Source organism: Sinimarinibacterium thermocellulolyticum (genome assembly GCF_040327995.1).
In the GTDB taxonomy this organism is placed as follows: domain Bacteria; phylum Pseudomonadota; class Gammaproteobacteria; order Nevskiales; family Nevskiaceae; genus Solimonas; species Solimonas thermocellulolyticum.
On the sequence record NZ_JBEPIJ010000014.1, the window covers coordinates 55132 to 73512 of the forward strand.

The 18381-nt window shown below is 70.2% G+C and carries 18 protein-coding genes; 9 read left to right on the forward strand and 9 right to left on the reverse strand.

What is annotated here, in order from left to right:
• Positions 1–150: 150 nt before the first annotated feature.
• From ABSH63_RS12245 to ABSH63_RS12265, 5 genes are read right to left on the reverse strand one after another with little or no spacing between them, the layout of a single operon-like run.
• On the reverse strand, positions 151–1029 hold the full coding sequence (locus tag ABSH63_RS12245; RefSeq protein ID WP_352890139.1) for an alpha/beta hydrolase fold domain-containing protein: 879 nt from the start codon (positions 1027–1029) through the stop codon (positions 151–153).
• 56 nt (positions 1030–1085) lie between these two features.
• Complete coding sequence (dmpG, locus tag ABSH63_RS12250) at positions 1086–2135, reverse strand: 4-hydroxy-2-oxovalerate aldolase (protein ID WP_352890141.1); 1050 nt, start codon at positions 2133–2135, stop codon at positions 1086–1088.
• Positions 2136–2146: 11 nt separating this feature from the next.
• The gene (locus tag ABSH63_RS12255) at positions 2147–3055 is read right to left on the reverse strand and encodes an acetaldehyde dehydrogenase (acetylating) (RefSeq protein ID WP_352890143.1); all 909 of its coding nucleotides are present in this window, start codon (positions 3053–3055) and stop codon (positions 2147–2149) included.
• Positions 3052–3849, reverse strand: coding sequence for a fumarylacetoacetate hydrolase family protein (locus ABSH63_RS12260; protein WP_352890144.1), 798 nt, complete (start codon positions 3847–3849; stop codon positions 3052–3054). The genes ABSH63_RS12255 and ABSH63_RS12260 overlap by 4 nt, the downstream gene beginning before the upstream one ends.
• 2 nt (positions 3850–3851) lie before the next feature.
• Positions 3852–4682, reverse strand: coding sequence for an alpha/beta fold hydrolase (locus ABSH63_RS12265; protein WP_352890145.1), 831 nt, complete (start codon positions 4680–4682; stop codon positions 3852–3854).
• Between the two features lie 145 nt (positions 4683–4827).
• Here ABSH63_RS12265 and ABSH63_RS12270 point away from each other — a divergent pair, with 145 nt between their 5' ends.
• The 7 genes from ABSH63_RS12270 (at position 4828) to ABSH63_RS12300 (ending at position 11990) form a co-directional block, all read left to right on the forward strand.
• Positions 4828–5586: an SDR family oxidoreductase gene (locus ABSH63_RS12270; protein WP_352890147.1), complete on the forward strand. Its 759-nt coding sequence runs from the start codon at positions 4828–4830 to the stop codon at positions 5584–5586.
• A 2-nt stretch (positions 5587–5588) separates the two neighbouring features.
• The gene (locus ABSH63_RS12275; protein WP_352890149.1) at positions 5589–6545 is read left to right on the forward strand and encodes an alpha/beta fold hydrolase; all 957 of its coding nucleotides are present in this window, start codon (positions 5589–5591) and stop codon (positions 6543–6545) included.
• A 75-nt stretch (positions 6546–6620) separates the two neighbouring features.
• Entirely contained in the window at positions 6621–8612 is a 1992-nt protein-coding gene (locus ABSH63_RS12280) for a DUF3604 domain-containing protein (protein WP_352890150.1), read from the forward strand.
• Between the two features lie 2 nt (positions 8613–8614).
• Positions 8615–9553, forward strand: coding sequence for a peptidyl-prolyl cis-trans isomerase (locus ABSH63_RS12285; protein ID WP_352890176.1), 939 nt, complete (start codon positions 8615–8617; stop codon positions 9551–9553).
• Positions 9553–10533 (forward strand): HupE/UreJ family protein, encoded by a 981-nt coding sequence (locus ABSH63_RS12290; protein WP_352890152.1) that lies wholly within the window; start codon positions 9553–9555, stop codon positions 10531–10533. The genes ABSH63_RS12285 and ABSH63_RS12290 overlap by 1 nt, the downstream gene beginning before the upstream one ends.
• Positions 10534–10719: 186 nt before the next feature.
• The gene (locus tag ABSH63_RS12295) at positions 10720–11487 is read left to right on the forward strand and encodes an SDR family NAD(P)-dependent oxidoreductase (protein ID WP_352890154.1); all 768 of its coding nucleotides are present in this window, start codon (positions 10720–10722) and stop codon (positions 11485–11487) included.
• Positions 11488–11498: 11 nt separating this feature from the next.
• The gene (locus ABSH63_RS12300) at positions 11499–11990 is read left to right on the forward strand and encodes a nuclear transport factor 2 family protein (protein ID WP_352890156.1); all 492 of its coding nucleotides are present in this window, start codon (positions 11499–11501) and stop codon (positions 11988–11990) included.
• 2 nt (positions 11991–11992) lie between these two features.
• Here ABSH63_RS12300 and purD read toward each other — a convergent pair whose 3' ends face one another.
• The 4 genes from purD to ABSH63_RS12320 form a co-directional block, all read right to left on the reverse strand.
• A complete protein-coding gene (gene purD / locus ABSH63_RS12305) occupies positions 11993–13285 on the reverse strand; it encodes a phosphoribosylamine--glycine ligase (protein ID WP_352890177.1) in 1293 nt (430 codons plus the stop codon).
• A 113-nt stretch (positions 13286–13398) separates the two neighbouring features.
• Positions 13399–13962, reverse strand: coding sequence for a glycine zipper 2TM domain-containing protein (locus ABSH63_RS12310; RefSeq protein WP_352890158.1), 564 nt, complete (start codon positions 13960–13962; stop codon positions 13399–13401).
• A gap of 112 nt (positions 13963–14074) precedes the next feature.
• Complete coding sequence (locus tag ABSH63_RS12315; protein ID WP_352890160.1) at positions 14075–14968, reverse strand: alpha/beta fold hydrolase; 894 nt, start codon at positions 14966–14968, stop codon at positions 14075–14077.
• 13 nt (positions 14969–14981) lie between these two features.
• The gene (locus tag ABSH63_RS12320) at positions 14982–15905 is read right to left on the reverse strand and encodes an alpha/beta hydrolase (RefSeq protein WP_352890162.1); all 924 of its coding nucleotides are present in this window, start codon (positions 15903–15905) and stop codon (positions 14982–14984) included.
• A 70-nt stretch (positions 15906–15975) separates the two neighbouring features.
• Here ABSH63_RS12320 and ABSH63_RS12325 point away from each other — a divergent pair, with 70 nt between their 5' ends.
• Both ABSH63_RS12325 and ABSH63_RS12330 read left to right on the forward strand, forming a co-directional pair.
• Positions 15976–17601 (forward strand): CehA/McbA family metallohydrolase, encoded by a 1626-nt coding sequence (locus ABSH63_RS12325; protein WP_352890164.1) that lies wholly within the window; start codon positions 15976–15978, stop codon positions 17599–17601.
• A 43-nt stretch (positions 17602–17644) separates the two neighbouring features.
• Positions 17645–18343 (forward strand): DUF4197 domain-containing protein, encoded by a 699-nt coding sequence (locus ABSH63_RS12330; RefSeq protein WP_352890165.1) that lies wholly within the window; start codon positions 17645–17647, stop codon positions 18341–18343.
• Positions 18344–18381: the final 38 nt, after the last annotated feature.

Here is an 18381-nt window from a genome sequence, read left to right on the forward strand (position 1 = left end):
TGTTTTGCCTGCGGCGGTGCGACGTGGCTTGGGTCCATGCGCTCTCCTCGACCAGGGCCCGTGCTCGGCACGTCGCAGCATAGCGCGGACGGCCGCTGTGCTCCCGCAAACGGCAGCGGCGTGCGATCGCCCGCGAGGTTCGCGGGCCCTTCAGCGCAGATGACGGTCGAGAAAGCGCAGCGCCGCCTCGACCGCGGCGCCGTCGGCGAAGAATCCGCTGATATGGCCGTGGCCGCGGATCAGGAACAGCTCGTTGACGACACCGGCGGCATCGAGCGCGGACTTGTAGCGCTCTGCCTGTTCGAGCGGGACGAGCTGGTCCAGCGTCGCGTGATAGATGAACACCGGCGGGTCCTCGGCATCGACGTGGAACGCCGGTGAGGCTTCGCGAAAGCGCTCCGGGATCCGATCGCGCGTGCCGCCGAGAAAGGCCGGCACCAGCCTGCCGCCCGGGTATAACGTCAGGTCCGCCGGTGTGCCGCCGGCGACGATGGCTTGCACGCGCGTCCGCGGATCGCCCAGCTCGGCGTCGTTGGCCACATGACCGGCGAGCGCGGCGAGATGGCCGCCGGCGGAATAGCCGAAAGTCGCGATGCGCGCCGGGTCGATGCCGTGGCGGGCGCCCTCGTCGCGCATCCAGCGCAGGGCCTGCTGCACGTCGTGCAACTGCGCCGGGTAGATGTGCGCGGGCACCAGCCGGTAGGTGATGTTGACGACGACAAAGCCGCGCGCGGCGATGCGTTCGGCCAGGCGTTCGACCTGCGCGCGGTCGCCGCGCTTCCAGGCGCCGCCGTGGATCAGCAGCACCGCGGGATGCGGCCCCGCGCCCTCGGGCCGGTAGACATCGGCGAGCAGGCGCTGCGGCCAGTCCGGCGGCGTGTAGACGAGGTCGCGCTCGATCGTATACGCGGTACGCAGCGGCGGCGGCGCCGGCGTGTCGGGTTGGCCGAAGTGGCGGCTGCCGCAGGCGCTGATCGAGAGCGCCACCAGGCCGAGTACGGCCATGCGCAAAGTGTGGGTCGTGTCCATGGCGTGCGTTACGTCGCAGGCCGGCGCATGGACGCGCTGGCGCCTCGCGTCGGCGTTCAGGCGGCCGCCGGCTTGATCAGCCCGCGTGCGCGCGCCATGGTCAGCGCCGTGTCCTCGATCATGTCTTCCTGGCCGCCGACCATCTTCTTGCGGCCGAGTTCGAGCAGGATCTCGCGCGCCGGCACCCCGTACTTCTTCTCGGCGCGCTGGGCGAACAGCAGGAAGGAGGAATACACGCCGGCGTAGCCGAGCGTCAGCGCGTTGCGGTCGATGCGTACCGGAAAGTCCATGATCGGCGTCACCAGATCCTCGGCGACGTCGCTGATCTTGAACACGTCGACGCCGGTTTCGATGCCCATGCGGTTGCAGACGGCGACGAAGACTTCCATCGGCGTGTTGCCGGCGCCGGCGCCCATGCCACCGCAGGCGCAGTCGATGCGCCGCGCGCCGGCGGCGACCGCGGCTATGGAGTTGGCGACGCCCATCGACAGATTGTGATGGCCGTGGAAGCCGATCTCGGTTTCTGGCTTCGCTTTCTCGCGCAGCAGGGCGATGCGCGCGGTGACGTCGTCGGGCAGCATGTAGCCGGCCGAGTCGGTCACGTACAGGCAGTTGGCACCGTAGGACTCCATCAGCAGCGCCTGTTCGACGAGCTTCTCGGGCTCGACCATGTGCGCCATCATCAGAAAGCCCACGGTGTCCAGGCCCATCTTGCGGCCGAGGCTGATGTGCTGCTCGGCGACGTCGGCCTCGGTGCAGTGCGTGGCGACGCGGATCGTGGCGATGCCGCAGTCGGCCGCCATCTTCAAGTGATCGACGGTGCCGATGCCAGGCAGCAGCAGCGCCGAGACCTTGGCGTTCTTCAGCAGCGGGATCACCGCGCGCAGGTACTCCTCGTCGCTCGCGGCGGGGAAGCCGTAGTTCACCGAGGCGCCGCCGAGGCCATCGCCGTGGGTGACCTCGATCAACGGCACGCCGGCCTCGTCCAGGCCCTTGGCGATGGACTTCATCTGCTCCACCGTGATCTGGTGGCGCTTGGGGTGCATGCCGTCGCGCAGCGACATGTCGTGGACCTTGATGCGGATGCCCTTGAGGTTCTGGCTCATCTCGATACTCCTCAGGCCGCTTCCAGCGTCAGCCGGCCGGACAGGATTTCCTCCGCGAACATCTCGGCGGTGCGCGTCGCGCTCGCGGTCATGATGTCGAGGTTGCCGGCGTACTTGGGCAGGAAATCCCCCAGGCCCTCGACTTCCATGAAGGTGGTGACGCGATGGCCGTCGAACACCGGGCCGTTGACCAGCCGGTAGCCGGGCACGTACTGCTGCACCTCGGCGACCATCTCGCGCACCGACTCTTCGATTTGCGCCTGCTTGGGTTCCTCGACCGTGAGGCAGTGGATGGTGTCGCGCATGATGATCGGCGGATCGGCCGGGTTGATGACGATGATCGCCTTGCCCTCGTCGGCGCCGCCGATGCGCGCGACCGCGCCGGCGGTGGTGCGGGTGAACTCGTCGATGTTCTTGCGCGTGCCGGGGCCGACCGACTTGCTCGCGACCGTCGCGACGATCTCGGCGTACTTCACCCTCTGCACGCGCGACACCGCATAGACCATCGGAATCGTCGCCTGGCCGCCGCAGGTGACCATGTTGACGTTCATCTCGCGCTTGCCGGCGTGCGCCTTCAAGTTCACCGGCGGCACGCAGTATGGCCCGATGGCCGCCGGCGTGAGATCGATCATCATCACGCCGAGCTTGGTCAGCTTGTCCGAGTTGTCCTTGTGTACGTAGGCGCTCGTGGCGTCGAAGGCGATCTGCACGCCGTCGGCCTTCACGTGCGGCAGCAGGCCGTCGACGCCCTGGTCCGTGGTCTTCAGGCCCATCTCGCGGGCGCGCGCCAGACCCTCGGAGCTCGGATCGACGCCGACCATCCATACTGGCTCCAGCACGCTCGAACGCCGCAGTTTGTAGAGCAGATCGGTGCCGATGTTACCGGGGCCGATGATGGCGCACTTGATCTTCTTGCTCATGCTTCAAACCCGATGGACGCCTCGCCGATGCCGGCGAGCGTCATGTGGAAACGGTCGCCCGGCGCCGCCGGCAAAAGCGGCGCCAGCGAACCGGACAGGATGATCTCGCCCTTCATGAACGGAATGCCGTAGCGGCCGAGCGTGTTGGCGAGCCAGGCGACGGCGGTGGCCGGATGGCCCTGCACCGCCGCGCCGACGCCGCTCGCGACGTGCACGCCGTGTTTACTGATGTCCATCTTCACGGCGGCAAGGTCGAGGGCATACGGCTTGACGCGATCCTTGCCGACGACGAACACGCCGCAGGAAGCATTGTCGGCGATGGTGTCCTGGATCTTGATCTTCCAGTCGCGGATGCGCGAGTCGACGATCTCGAAGCACGGCAGCACATAGTCGGTCGCATCGAGGACCTGGTCCTCGGTGACGCCGGGACCCTTGAGGTCCTTCTTCAGCACGAAGGCGATCTCGCCTTCGGCGCGCGGCTGAATCAGGCCGCTGCCGGCGATGCTCAGCACATCGCCGTCCTCAACCCACATACGGTCGGTCAGAAAGCCGAAGTCCGGCTGGTGGACGCCGAGCATGTCCTGCACGGCCTTGCTGGTCACGCCGATCTTCTTGCCGACGACGCGCTCGCCCTCGGCGGTGCGGCGCTCAAGGAAACGCAGCGAGATCCGGTAGGCATCCTCGATGTCGAGGCCGGCTTCGCGTTCGGTCAGCGGCGCGACCACCGAGCGCGTGCGCAGCGCGGTGAACAGTTCGTCGCCGAGGGCGGCAATGCGGTCGTCGGAGAGCGCCATGGTCAGCCGTTGCGCAGGAAGTCGAGCACCATGCGATTGAACAGCTCGCGGTGCTCGATCATCACCCAATGGCCGCAGTTGGGCACCAACACCATGCGGCCGTTCTTCAGGCCCTTGGCGAGCCGCATGATGCCGCTGTCCGGCATCATGTTTTCATTGAGGCCCCACAGCGTCAGTGCCGGGCAGGTGATCTCGCCCAGGCGCGCGCTCAGGTTCGGCACCTTCATCGTGCGCATCACCTGCGGGTTCTGCAGCTTCATGATCTCGAAGCGCTCGCGCACCAGCTCGTCGGTCACGCAGTCCGGGTCGACGACGAAGGCCTTGCGGAAGAACTCCTTCATCCGCGCCTCGGTGACCGGCTCGCCGGAGTTGAACAGGCTGAACATCATCGCCATGCCCGGCATCGCCAGATAGTCCGGCAGATCGTTGAGGCCGCCCGGTGCCATCAGCACGAGGCGCTCGACGTTGCCCGGATGCGCGAGCGCAAAACCGAGCGCGACGGCGCCGCCGAGCGAGTTGCCGACGAGGGTGTAGCGATCGACGCCGATCACGTCCAGCAACTGCTTCATGCACTCGATGAAGAAACTCAGCGGGTACTCGACATCGTCGGGCTTGTCGGAATAACCGAAGCCGATCATGTCCGGAACGATTACGCGATAGCCGGCCGCGATCAGCGCCGGGTAATTGCCCTTGAAGTTGGAGTAGCCGCTGGCGCCATGGCCCGAACCGTGCAGGAACACGACGACCGGGCCCTTGCCCTCGTCAAGGTAGTGGATGCGATAGCCGTTCGGTAGCGTCGCGTACTGATGCTCGGGAATGGGCTTGCTGGACATGGGCAGGTGACGTGCAGTCGTGCGGCGCGCGGCCGCGCCGGCCGCCGCGGCAGTCGGGCGTGCATGGTCCCGTAGCGCGGCTGGCCAAGGCTTCACCCGATTGGACTACGGGCACGGCCGCCGCATCGCCTAGGATGCGCGCCATATGGAACATCGCATGACGCAGCGTGTGCTCGTGACCGGCGGGACCAAGGGTGTCGGCCGCGGCATCACCGAGGCCTTCCTGCGCGCCGGTGCGCGGGTGCTGGTGTGCGCGCGCAGCGCCCCCGAGGCGCTGCCGTCGGGCGCGGAGTTCATCGCCTGCGACGTGCGCGATACCGCGGCGGTCGATGCACTGTTCGCGCAGATCGAGCGCGATTACGGGGGGCTCGACGTGCTGGTGAACAATGCCGGTGGCGCGCCGTTCGCGATGGCGGCCACGGCTTCGCCGCGCTTCCACGAGAAGATCTTCGCGCTCAATCTGCTCGCGCCGCTGCATCTGGCGCAGAAGGCCAACGCGCTGATGCAGCGACAGGACGGCGGCGGCGTCATCGAGTTCATCGGCAGTGTCAGCGCCTTGCGGCCGTCGCCCGGCACCGCGGCTTACGGCGCGGCCAAGGCTGCGGTGCTGAGCCTGGTGCAGTCGCTCGCAGTCGAGTGGGCGCCGAAGGTGCGCGTCGTCGCGGTCACGCCCGGGCCGGTGCGTACCGAGCTGTCTGCGCTGCACTACGGCGATGACGCCGGTGTCGCCGCGGTGGCGAAGACGATTCCGCTGCAGCGCCTGGCCGAACCTGCCGACATCGGCGCGGCCTGTGTGTGGCTGGCCTCCGCTGCGGCAGCTTACGTGTCCGGCGCGCAGTTGATCCTGCACGGCGGCGGCGAGCGGCCGGCGTTCCTCGACGCCGCCAACGTCAACAAGCCCTGACCATGCCCGTGCTGCGTCGTTTCCTCATCGGCGCCGCGCTGCTGATGGTGCTGACGCTCGGCGTCGCGTTCGCGCTGAGCTGGGCCCCGGACCGCAGCGTCGAGGCGCTCGCCGCGCGCTGGGCCGGTCCGCCGTCGGAGTTCGTGCCCATCGGCGGCATGCGCGTGCATTTGCGTGACGAAGGGCCGCGCAAGGGCGCAACGCCGATCGTGCTGCTGCACGGCACCTCGGCTTCTCTGCACACCTGGGACGGCTGGGTCATGGGTTTGCGCGACGAGCGCCGCGTGATCCGCTTCGACCTGCCCGGCTTCGGCCTCACCGGGCCGACACCGGACGGCGTCTACCGTATCGAGCGCTATGTCGAGACCGTGGTCGCGCTGCTCGACCGGCTCGGCGTGCAGCGCGCGATTCTCGCCGGCAACTCCTTCGGCGGACAGGTGGCGTGGCAGACCGGGCTCGCGCATCCGCAACGCGTTGCGGCGCTGGTGCTGGTCGATGCCGCCGGTTATCCGCCCTCACCGCAGGACGTGCCGATCGGCTTTCGCATCGCGCGAACCGCGTGGCTCGCGCCGCTGATGCGGGTGACGCTGCCGCGTGGACTGATCGAGGCGAGCGTGCGCAAGGTCTACGGCGATCCGGCCAAGGTCACGCCGGAGCTGGTCGACCGCTACTACGAGCTGACGCTGCGCGCGGGCAATCGCGAGGCCCTGCGCGAACGCTTCGCCCAGGCGCCGGCCGGTCCCGGCGCCGAGCGCATCCGTGAACTGACGCTGCCGACGCTGATCCTCTGGGGCGGACGGGACCGGCTGATCCCGCCCACCGACGCCGAGCGCTTCCACCGCGACATCGCCGGCAGCGAGCTCGTCGTATTCGAGGATCTGGGCCATGTGCCGCACGAGGAGGATCCCGTGCGCACGCTCTCGGCGGTGCAGGCCTTCTTGCGGCGCGTCGCGCCATGAGTGCGGGCCGCTTCTGGTTGCAAGGCGCATTCTCGGGCGGCGCATGACCGCCGGCGTCGCCGACTGGAGGAGACGATGAGACTCATCAGGTACATGACGGTGCTGCTCGCCGGCACGCTGCTCCTCGCCTGCAACAGCAGCACCGCGCCGGGTGGCGCGCCGCCGCCATCGGGCGAGGGTCGCTGCGTCGGCTACAACCCGCTACGCAATCCGTACTTCGGCGATCTGCACGTGCACACGCGCTACTCGCTCGACGCCAACACCCAGGGCACGATCGTCGGTCCACACGAGGCCTACCGCTTTGCGCTCGGCGAGCGCCTGGGCATCCAGCCCTACGACGAGAACGGCGCGCCGCTGCGCACGACGCAGCTCGCGCGGCCGCTGGACTTCGCCGCGGTCACCGACCACGCCGAGCTGTTCGGCGAGACCGAGATCTGCACCAACCCGGACTATCTCGGCTACTACGCGCCCGAGTGCGTGCTCTACCGCAGCTTTCCCGAGCAGTCGTTCATCATCTTCAACCTCGCCGCGGTCGGCCTGCCCGAGCTGCCGCAGTTCCCGGTGCCGCCGGACGTGCCGCTGATCTCGGATCTGCCGATCGTCGGCGCCAACGGCAGCATTCCGCGTCTGCCGTACTGCGGGCTCGGCGGCCAGCTCTGTCTCGACGCGGCGATGACGCCGTGGCAGGACATCCAGCTCGCCGCCGCGATCTACGACGACACCAGCGCGGACTGCCGTTTCACCACCTTCATCGGCTATGAATGGACCGGCGCGCCGATGGCCAACAACCTGCACCGCAACGTCATCTTCCGCAGCGACGTCGTGCCGCGGATTCCGCCGGCCTATCAGGAATACCCGCGGCCGGAGCTCTTGTGGCAGGCGCTCGACGAACAATGCGCGCAGGTCGAGGGCTGCGATTACCTGACGATCCCGCACAACTCCAACCTCTCCGGCGGCCTGATGTTCGAGCCCCGCGACCGTTTCGGCAACGACTACACCCGTGAGTTCGCGCAGGCGCGGCAGGCCAACGAGCCGCTGGCCGAGATCTACCAGCACAAGGGCCAGTCCGAGTGTCTGGGCACGATCGGCGCGGGCGCCAACGACGAACTGTGCGGCTTCGAGCTCTTGCCCTACCGCAACTTCATCGGCAGCCAGGTCAGCCCGGCGGCGAGCGGCGCGCCGCTGGAACGGGACTTTCTGCGTAACGCGCTCGCACAAGGCCTGCGCTTGGAGCGCGAACTCGGCGCCAACCCGTTCAAATACGGCTTCGTCGCCAGCTCGGACACGCATCTGGGCACGCCGGGACTGACGGCGGAAGTCGCCTATCCCGGCCACGGCGGCGCCGGCGGCGGCGCGCGCGACGAAGTCCCGCCGGGACTGCCCGATCTGATCGAGAACAGCCCCGGGGGTCTCGCGGTGCTCTGGGCCGAGGAAAACACGCGCGAGGCGCTGTTCGACGCGATGCGCCGGCGCGAGGCCTATGCCACCAGCGGTCAGCGGCCGGTGGTGCGCTTCTTCGGCGGCTGGGAGCTGCCGGCGGATCTGTGCGGCCGCGGCGACTTCGTCGAAACCGGCTACGCGCTGGGCGTGCCGATGGGGGGCGACCTGCCGCCCGCGACGGCTGCACGGCCGCGCTTCGCGGTGTCGGCGCTGCGCGATCCGGGCGCGCCCGGCGATCCCGCCGAACCCCTGCAGCGCATCCAGATCGTCAAGGGCTGGGTCGACGACAGCGGCACGCACGAGCGCGTCTACGAGGTCGCCGGCGATCCCGCCAACGGCGCCGGCGTCGATCTCGCGACCTGTCAGACCCACGGGCCCGGCTTTGCCAGCCTGTGCGCGGTCTGGGAGGACCCGGACTTCGATCCTGCGCAATCGGCGTTCTGGTACGCGCGCGTGATCGACAACCCGAGCTGCCGCTGGGCGACCCGCCAGTGCGTGGCCGCGGGCATCGACTGCAGCGATGCCGAGGCCGTGCCCGAGGAGTGGGCGGACTGCTGCGATGCGAGATATCCCAAGACCGTGCAGGAACGCGCCTGGACCTCGCCGATCTGGTACGCGCCACGGTGAGCATGCGCGGCCTGATCCGTCAGCCGTTGCTGCACTTTCTCGCCATCGGTGGCTTGCTGTTCGCCGTGCAGCAGGGCTGGCGCGTAGACACCACGCCGGAAGGCCAGCCGGTCGTACAGCTCGACGCCGCGGCGCAGGCGCGCCTGCGCGCCGAATGGCGCGCGGCACTCGGACGCGAGCCCAGCGACGCCGAATGGCAGGCGCAGCTCGCGCGCGCGATCGACGCCGAGCTGCTGCTCGCCGAGGCGCTGCGGCTCGAACTCGACGTGCTCGATCCGGTCGCGCGCCAACGCCTGTTGATGAACATGCGCTTCGCCTTTGCCGGCCGGCGCGCCAGCGAGGACGCGCTGCTGTTCGAGGCGCGCGCGCTGGGCATGCCGCGCAGCGATCCGGTCGTGCGACGCCGGCTGCTGCAGGTGATGGAGCGGCGCTTGCAAGCGCCGGCACTGCCCGACGAGGCGACGCTGCGCGCTTACGTGCAGGCCAATGCGGCGCGTTACGCACGGCCGGCGCGCCACGGCTTTCGCCAGATCTGGTTCGCGCGTGCCGATGATGCGCGCATCGCCGAGGTGCGGGCGGCGCTCGCGCGCGGCGAGGTGCCGGCGCACTCCGGCGACGCCTTCCTGCTCGGCGCGCGACAGCCGCCGGCGACGACGGAGCAGATCGCGCAGCGCTTTGGCACGGCATTCGCTCAGGCGGTGGAATCGGCGCCACTGGAGCGCTGGACCGGGCCGCTGGCCTCCGTCTACGGCACCCATTTCGTGTTCGTCGAGCAGCGCAGCGCGGCGCAGCCGCCGGACTTCGACGCGGTGCGCGGTCGCGCCGCGGCCGCCTGGGCGGTCGAGCAGCGCGCGGCGCGCCGGCACGCGGCGCTGCAGGCACTGCGCGCGCGCTACCGCATCGAGCTGGCGCAGTTCGCGCACGACGGAGCGCCGGGCTGATGCGCGCGCTGCTGCTGATGCTGGCCGTGCTCGTGGTCGGCGGTGCCGGTGCACACCCGCTGGCGCCGGCACTGCTGTCGCTGCACCAGACCGCGCCGGATCGGTTCGAGGTGCTGTGGCGCAGCTCGCTGGTGCGCACGCCCGGCGCCGCCCTCGCACCGCAATGGCCGACCGGCTGCGCCGCCGAGCGGCGCGAGGCATCGGCGATCGATGACGATGCCGCCTGGGTCGAGCACTGGGCGCTGCACTGTCCCGCTGGCATCGAGGGACGGCGCATCGGCGTCGACGGACTCGCACGCGCCGGCATCAACGTGATTCTGCGCATCCAGCCGCTGCACGGCGCCGCCCAGCAGGTGCTGCTCGACGCCGCTCGCAGCGCCTACGTGATCGCGCCGAGCGGCGCGGCGACGCCGGTGTTCACGCATTATCTCGCGCTCGGCGTCGAGCATCTCTTGCTCGGTCCGGATCATCTGCTGTTCGTGCTCGGGCTGATGCTGCTGGTGCGCGGCCTGCGTGCACAGGTCTGGACCCTCACCGCGTTCACGCTCGGTCACAGCATCACCCTGAGCCTCGCGGCGCTCGGGCTGGTGCGTGCGAGCCCGGTGCTGACCGAGCTGGCGATCGCCGCGAGCATCCTGTGGCTGGCGACGGCGATCCTGCGCCGGGGGCAGGCGCCGGCGCGCAGGCCGTGGATCATGGCGGTTCTGTTCGGTCTGTTGCACGGACTCGGCTTCGCCGGAGCGCTGGCGCAGACGGGTCTGCCGCTCGATGAGATTCCGCAGGCGCTGGTCGCGTTCAATCTCGGCATCGAAGTCGGGCAACTCGCGGTCGTCGCCCTCGTGCTGGGCGCGGTGGCGGTCCTGCGCCGCGCCCGTGTACGGCCGGGGGTGTGGATGGCGGCGCGGCCGCTGACGGCCTACGTCATCGGCAGCGCCGCCGCCTACTGGTGCTGGGAGCGCAGCGCGGTCATCTGGCTATGAACGACCGGGGCCGCGCGCGGGCTCGCATATGCCGCCGTGCTCGACCGAGCCCATCCCCCTGCGGAGCCGGCTCGTGGTCCACCGCGGTACCGGCACCTTGGACCCGTCTCACACGAAAGGACGACGTTAGACGGGTGATGTGCGCGCATCATCGGTCGGACGACACGGTCCGAGGAGAGCGAGCAGATGACCCAGCCGGCATTCCCCGCAGGTGCGGCGCTGGTGTTCGGCGGCAGCGGCGGCATCGGCCAGGAGGTGGCCAAGAGCTTCGGCGCGGCCGGCTCGGACGTGGCGATCGTCTATCGCTCCAAGCAGGACGTCGCGCAAAAGGTCGCGGCCGCGATCGGCGAGGGCGGCCGCAAGGCGACGATCCATGCCGCCGACGTGCGCGAGGCGGCGCAGGTCCAAGCCGCCGTCAACGACGCGATCGCCGCGCACGGGCGCATCCATACCGTGGTCTGGGCGGCGGGCCCGGTGGTCGAGCAGGTGCACATTGCCGAGACCTCGGCCGAGTTGTGGAAGAAGTCCATCGACATCGAGGTCCACGGCTTTTTCAACGCGGTGCAGGCGACGCTGCCGCACCTGCGCGAGAAAGGCGGCGGGTCCTACGTGCACCTCGGCTCCGCGGGCCATGTCTTCTGGCCGGCCAAGGACGGGCTGTCGGTCGTGCCCAAGGCGGCCAACGAGGCGCTGGTTCAGGGCATCGCCAAGGAAGAGGGGCGCTTCAACATCCGCGCGAACTCGGTGCTGGTCGGCGTCATCGAGGCCGGCATGTTCCTGGAGCTGCTCAAGCGCGGCGTCTTCGACCAGAAGTGGACCGAGGAGACGCAGAAGCTGCTGTGCATCAAGCGCTGGGGCAAGCCCGAGGAGATCGGCGCCGCGGCGGTGTTCCTCGCCACCAATGGCTACGTGACCGGACAAAAGATCAACGTGTCCGGTGGATTTGGCATCTAAGGGACGCGCAAATGAGCCTGCCACTCGAAGACATCGAGCTGATCCGCCAGCTCAAGTACCGCTACTGCCGCTGCATCGACACGGCCAACATCGCAGAGCTGCGCGAGCTGTTCACCGAGGACGCGAGCGTTCGCTACCAGGGCGGCAGCTATCTGTTCGAGGCGCAGGGTCGCGACGAGATCCTGCGGGCGCTCGAATACGCCTTCCATGCCGAGGCGATCGCGTTGCATCACGTGAACCACCCGGAGATCAGCGTGACCTCGCCCCTTGAGGCGACCGGCATCTGGTATCTAAAGGACTGGTTCTGCGACCTGCGGCGCAAGATCGTCACCGACGGCTCGGCGCTGTACCGCGACACCTACGTCAAGCAGGGCGGCCGCTGGCTGATCCAGCGCGCGACCTACGAGCGCATCTACGAGATCGTCACGCCGTTCGAGCAGGCGCCGAACATCACCGCGCACTGGCTCGCCAAGCACGGCAAGCGCTTGCCGCAAGGGGCGTAGCGTCAATCCTCGCGCGCGATCGCGCGGTGGCCGATGTCGCTGCGGTACTGCACACCGTCCCAGCGGATCCGCCGGACCGCCGCATAGGCGGCCTGCTGCGCCGCGCGCACGGTGTCGCCGCGCGCGACCACGCACAGCACGCGGCCGCCGCTGGTGACGATCTGGCCGTCGCGCTCGGCGGTGCCGGCGTGAAATACCTTGGCGGCGCCCAGGTCGGCGTCGAGGCCGCGGATCGCATCGCCCTTGCGCGGCGTGCCCGGATAGCCGCCGGCGGCCATGACCACGCCGAGCGCGGGCTGCTGCGACCAGCGTGGCTGCACGGCGTCGAGGCGGCCGTCGACCGCGGCTTCGAGCAGCTCGAGCAGGTCCGAGTCGAGGCGGAACAGGATCGGCTGGGTTTCCGGATCACCCATGCGCACGTTGAATTCGAGCACGCGCGGCTCGCCGCGGGCGTCGATCATCAGGCCGGCGTAGAGAAAGCCGGTGAAGGGCGCGCCTTCGGCGGCCATGCCCCTGAGCGTCGGCTCGATCACCTCGCGGCAGATGCGGGCGTGAATCTCGGGCGTGACCACCGGCGCCGGCGAATAGGCGCCCATGCCGCCGGTGTTCGGCCCGGTGTCGCCGTCGCCGATGCGCTTGTGATCCTGGCTGGTGGCCAGCGCCACGTACTGCGGTTTGGCGCCGGCGCCGCTGGCGACGACGATGAAGCTGGCTTCCTCGCCCTCCAGGAAGTCCTCGACGACGACGCGCGCACCGGCCTGGCCGAGCATGGTGCCGCCGAGCATATCGCGCACCGCGGTCTGCGCCTCGTCGACGGTCTGCGCCACGACCACGCCCTTGCCGGCGGCAAGACCGTCGGCCTTGACCACGATCGGCGCGCCGCGCTCGGCGATGTAGTCCAGGGCCGGGTCGAGCTCGTTGAACACGCGGTATTGCGCGGTGGGGATGCGGTGGCGTTCGAGAAAGGCCTTGGTGAAGGCCTTCGAGGCTTCGAGCTGCGCGGCCGCGCGGCGCGGCCCGAAGATACGCAGACCGGCGGCCTCGAAGGCATCGACGACGCCGAGCGCCAGCGGCGCCTCGGGACCGACGACGGTGAAACCGATCTGCTCGCGCCGGGCCAGCGCGACCAGGCCGTCGATGTCCTCGGCCTGCACCGCGACGTTGCGGCAGCGCGCCTCGCGCGCAGTGCCGGCATTGCCCGGTGCGACCAGCACCTCGGCCACGCGCGGCGACTGCGCCAGCTTCCACGCCAGCGCATGCTCGCGGCCGCCGGCGCCGATGACCAGGACCTTGATCGCGTGCGACATGGGGCGCTCCGTAGAGAAAAAGGGGCGCTAGTGTAGTGCGTCATCAACGAAAAACCCCGCGCCCGGTGGGCGCGGGGTCGGCTGCGGCCACAGACTGGCCTTCAGCGCAGGCGCAGGTTGTTGCCTTCGACGATCACCGGCGTGCCGATGCTCAGGCTAGAGGCGTCCATCACGCGCACCACGCGCTGGCCGCCGGTTTCCATGCCCACGGTCACGTCGTAGACGGTGGTCGAGCGCGCGCGCTTCTCGATCTCGTGACCGGCGATGGCGCCGAGGATCGCACCGGCCGCAGTCGCCGCGTCGTTGCCGCGGCCGCTGCCGAACTGGTGTCCGGCGACGCCGCCGGCCACCGCGCCGGCGACCGCACCGGCGCCGCTGCCTTCGCCCTTGATCTTGACCGGCGTGATCGCGACCACGGTACCGCAGTCGGCACAGACCGTCGGGCGCGGCGGCGGTGTTGCCGGACGCGGCTTGGGCGCGGCCGCCTGCGTCGGCAGCGGGGTGGGCGTGGGTGTGGGCTCGGCGCTCGGGCTCGCGGTGGCCTCGGGCGAGGGCTCGGCCGCGGCGTCCTGCGCCGCGTCCGGCGCGCAGGCGCCAAGCCCCGCGGCGAGGGCGGCGATGGCGAGCGCGCGGCGCAAGGGGTGCTGGATCGTTTGGTGACGCATGTCGGAATCCACCGGATCGGTAATGGCGTCAGCCTAGGATGACGCCCTTAGCCCCGGCTGAACATGGTATCGACCATCGGCAACGCCCGTGGCAGTGCGCCTGCCGGTGTGCTCAGGCGCCGCTCGGGGCCGATGTCACACGGCGCCGGTGGAAATCGAGCACGGCCCGCAGCACGCGGTCCGGCGCCTCGAACTGCGGGTAGTGGCCGATGCCCTCGAGCGAGACGATGTCGGCGTCCGGCACCAGCTCGGCATAGCGCCGCGCCATGTGTGCGCCGGAAACCGGGTCCTCGGCGCCGTTGATCAGGCGCAACGGCACGGTCGTGTGGGTCAGCGCGCCGACCCAGCGGCTGCGCTGCGCGCGGCGCTCGTCGATGTAGCGCAGCAGTCGCGGGATCACGCGCTGGCCGTCGTTGAAGGTGATCAGTCGCCAAAAGTCGTGCAGCTCGATCGGCGTCGGCCGTGTCCGCGGCCCGAAGACCCGGCTGAAGGCGCGGCCGAAGGCGCGCTCGTTCATCAGCGCGGCGAGCAGCGGACCGAGCGGGCTTTTCAAGAGCTTCTGTGCGCCGGTCGGGCGATGCGTTTCCGGGAACAGGCCGCCGTTGAGCAGCACGGTCGACAGGATCGTGGCCTCGCGCTCGGGCCGTTCGAGCTGGCGCGCGAGCAGCTCCTGCGCCACGCTCACGCCGTAGTCGTGGGCGAGCACGTGCACGCGCCGCACCTCGTAGCGGGCGAGGAGCTGCTCGCACAGGTCGGCCTGTTCGAGCAGCGAGTAGCGATGCCGTTTGGGCTTGGCCGAGAAGCCGAAGCCGAGCAGGTCCGGGGCGAGCACGTGCTCGAAGCGTTCGCACAGCCCGTTCCACACCGGCTCGAAGTCCCAGGACGCGGTCGGAAAGCCGTGGATCAGCAAGAGCGCCGTCTCGCCCGCGCCGTGGCGCTGGTAGAAGATGTCGTGGCCGTTGAAGTGAAAGTGCGCGCCGGTGTCGCGCCAGCGGCTGAAGCTCATGGCGTGCGCGGATTCACGCCGGTACGTGTGCGTCGATGAAGCGCGCCGCCTGCGCGATCGCCGCATCGGCCTCGGGCAGCTTGCCGCAGAACAACTGCCAGACGTGGAACAGCCGCGGTGCGAGCTGCAACTGCGCGTCGACGCCGGATGCGCGCAGGGCGTCGGCGAGCCGGCGTGCGTCGTCGCACAGGATCTCGTTGTCGGTCGCCTGGATCAGCGTCGGCGGCAGGCCGTGCAGGTCGGCATGCAGCGGCGAGGCCAGCGGCGTGCGCGGCGATGCGCCGGCCAGATAGTCCGCAGCGGCGGCGCGGATGAATTCGGTGACGAGCATGTCGTCGCGTTCGCGCGTCTGCGCGGTTTCACCGCTCACGGTCAGGTCGACCCACGGCGAGAACACCACCAGCGCCGCCGGCAGCGGCAGGCCGGCGTCGCGCGCGGCGAGCGCGCAGGCCATGGTCAGGCCGCCGCCGGCGGAGTCGCCGGCGATGATGAGGGTTTTCGGATCGACACCCTGTTCGAGCAGCGACCGGTAGGCGGCGAAGGCATCGTCGGTGGCGGCGGGGAAGGGGTGCTCAGGCGCGAGCCGGTAGTCGATCAGCGCGACCTGCGCCTGCCAGCGGCGCGCGAGCTGGGCCGCGAACTCGCGGTAGATGCGCGGCGAACCCACCTGATAGCCGCCGCCGTGCAGGTACAGCAGCGTGCGCCGCGGGCTCTGGCGCGTATTGCGCACCCAGTCGCCGGGTACGCCGCGAAAGGTCGCCGGCTCGATGCGCGTGCATGGCGGCAGCGGCAGGCGCGACCAGCGCGCAGCGCGCTCCAGCGCGGCGCGCCGGACGGCGACCGGGCGCCGCGTATCGAGCGCAGGCGCGATCAGATGACGCGCGGCCCAGCGGAACAGGTGCGCGCGTAGCGACAGGCGTGGCGGCGGGTGGTTCATCGGCCAAGCATACCCAAGCCGGCGCTGCGGCTGTCATCCGCGCGGCGGCAGGCTGGCCTACACTGCCCGTATGCGCTGGCTCATCCCCCTGCTGGTTCTCGGTGTGGCCGCCTGTGGCAGCGATTCGACGGCGCCGCTGCCGGACGGCGTGCCGCTGTGTGCGCCCGACGCCGAGCCGCTGCGCTTGAGCGGCCGCGTCACCGCCGCCGATGCCAAGACCTACCGGCTGCAGCCGTTCGGCGTCGCGCCCGGCACCGGCCGCATCGAGCTGGCCTACGGCTGGTCGGAGTCGGGCGGCCTGCCCGCCACGCCGCTGACGGCGACGACGCTCGATCTGGGCTTGTGGGACGCCGACGGTTACCGCACGCCGGCGGGCTTCCGCGGCTGGTCGGGATCGCGCCAGGGTCGCATCGACCTGGATCAGGCGCCGGTGTTCGTCGAGGCGGCACAGGCCGAGCGCGGCTACGTGCCGGGCGCGATCGAACCGGGCGTCTGGCATGCCGAGCTGGGCATCGCCGCGGTGTCGCCGCAGGGCGCCGACTGGGAGCTGTGGATCGACTGCAAGGCGGCGTCGGGCGCGGCGCCCGCAAACGATCCGGTCGATCCGCGCCACGTCGCGCGTGACCAGCCCGGCTGGTATCACGGCGACTTCCACATGCACGCCTACCACTCCAACGCGAACGCGCCGGACTGGGCCGAGTTCATCGAGCAGGCGCGCGCCGCTCGGCTCGACTTCGTGATGGTCACCGAGTACGTCACCGGCGAGCACTGGCGCAGGCTCGGCGCGCTGCAGCGCGCGAACCCGGATCTCGTCATCTGGCCCGGGCGCGAGATCATCACCTACTTCGGCCACGCCAACACCCACGGCGAAACACCGTCGACCATCGAATACCGGCACGGCTTCGAGGACGTACATCTGGGCGAGATCCAGCGCGTGGCGGCAGCCGACGGCGCACTGTTCCAAGTCAATCACCCGACCAGCTTTCCGGGCCTGCTGTTCGAGAACTTCTGCCGCGGCTGCGCGTTCACGCTCGGTGACGACATCGACTGGGATCGGGTCGACACGATCGAGATCCTCAACGGCCCGGTGCTGGCGACAGCGGGCGATCTGGGCATCCCGATCCCCGGCGTGCGCATCGAGAATCCTTTCATGCGTACCGCGATCCGCCTGTGGGAGGAGAAGCTCGCGCAGGGGCATCGCATCACCGGGGTTTCCGGCTCCGATTCCAAGGGCACGGAGCCCGACGACGCCGAGCGCCGCCGCCGCGGTTACGGCTCGTCGGTGACCGCGGTCTATGCCCAGGCGCTGTCGCGGCCGGCGCTGACGGCGGCGATCCGCGCCGGCCACGCCTATGTGCGCACGCGCGGCGTCGCCGCCAGCCCGGAACTCGAATTCCGCGCGCGCACGGACGACGGCCAGCACGCGATCTTCGGCGACACCCTGCGCGTCGGCGAGAACGCCGTTGCGCGTGCCGAGGTCGTCGTGCGCGGCGCGCAGGGGCAGCGCCTGTACTGGTATCGCAACGGCAGCCTGGTGGCGACGAGCGTGATCGACGCCGACCCGTACACCGAGGTGCGCGACATCGCCCGCCACCTGCGCAGCGAAGGCCGGCTCGGTACCATGTGGCGCATCGAGACCGGCGACGAGGCCTCGCGGACCACGCTGGGCAACCCCATCTTCCTGGCGTCCCCCTGAAGGCCAGGACGGGCGTTGCCGGTTTCGCTGCGGAGTGCGCGCGATGATCCGAATCGTGGTGGCGGTGGTGCTCAGTTTGGCGGCGGCGGGCTGTGCCGTCGTGCCACCTGCGCAAACCCCGGTACCGGCGCCGCTGCCGCCGGGTGCGGTCGACGAGGCGGTGCGCGATGCGTTGATCCAAGGCGCCAGCCTCGCCGTCGGCCAGCTCGGCCGGGTCAACGGCTTCTGGAGCAATGCCGCGGTGCGCGTGCCGGTGCCGGAGGCGCTGGCGCGGCCGGCCGAGGCGATGCGCAAGCTCGGCATGGGCGCGAAGGTCGATGCGTTCCACCGCGCGCTGAATACCGCCGCGGAGCAATCGGTGCCCTACGCCGCCGAGCTGTTCATCGGCGCGATCCGCGAGCTGACGCTGGACGATGCGCGCGCGGTCCTCGACGGCGGTGGCGACGCGGCGACCCGGCTGCTGCGCGAGCGCAGTGCGGCGGCACTGACCGCGCGGCTCTTGCCCTACGTGCAGGCGACGACCACGCGCATCGGCGTGACCCAGCGCTACAAGGATCTGCTCGCGGACTACGGTGTGCTGCTGCGCGACTCGGGACTGCGCCACCTCGACCTCGACGCCTACATCACACAGAAGACCATCGACGGCGTGTTCTTTCTGATGGCGGCCGAGGAGGCCCGCATCCGCCGCGATGCCCGCGCGCGCGGCACCGAACGGATGCGCCAGGTGTTCGGCTCGATCTGAATCCGGCGGTCCCCGGCATAATGCGCGCCCCGTCCCGG